This window comes from Oleiphilus sp. HI0086 (assembly GCF_001635225.1).
Genome location: NZ_LWFZ01000327.1, coordinates 1 through 708 on the forward strand (window position 1 = coordinate 1; position 708 = coordinate 708).

General features: G+C 38.8%; 1 protein-coding gene. It reads left to right on the forward strand.

Going from position 1 to position 708, the window contains the following annotated elements; all coding sequences use genetic code 11:
* The coding region (locus A3756_RS27230) for a hypothetical protein (protein WP_197481157.1) at positions 1-383 on the forward strand (383 nt) is incomplete at its 5' end.
* Positions 384-708: the final 325 nt, after the last annotated feature.

Below are 708 nucleotides of genomic sequence, written 5' to 3' on the forward strand. Positions count from 1 at the left end.
AACTTAAACTTCCTGACCGCGCTATTAATAGGTCTTACAGCTATCCTATAGCCAAAGTAAAGATACTAGAGATTGTACTTAGCTTGGGCGGTGTCATAATTGATGGATACCTATTTGACGATTTACTAAACCTAGACCCAGTGACTGAAAGCATGCTGTTGGTTGCAAGCTGCCGAAATATTCGTTTAAGAGAGTCATTAGCAGATTATTTTTTGAAATACCTGGCCGATAAGACTGACAATATAGAAGCGGCTTTAGCTGGTGGGTATGACCCGATACCAGGGTGGATTAAATACAATATCGTTGGGTTGATTAGTCAGGAAGAAGGTGAGTATTTGAAGCAGCTTCTTTCTACCAAAGACTGCAATAGTGAAAACTTATAGCAAGTAGACTCTAAATATCTAAGCCTTATGCGGGCCTTTGCGTTAAGAGAGATACTCCTTATTTATTTGGAGTTTCTGGCTCCGCCCCCGGTTCAAAATTAAATAAACTTAGTTCCTTTGAGTTCATTTATTAAACTGACGCAATACCACTATCAACAGTTGATTATTTTTAGCTTACATGCAAACTTAACTGGTCAACTATGGTAATGGGTGCTGAATGAGCGATTTCACTGAAGATGAACAAGGATTAGTCGATGCCGCGATAAAATGGGCAAAGGAACGAAAAAAGCACTTTGTACAAGAGTACGCTAATAAAGATCTTGTT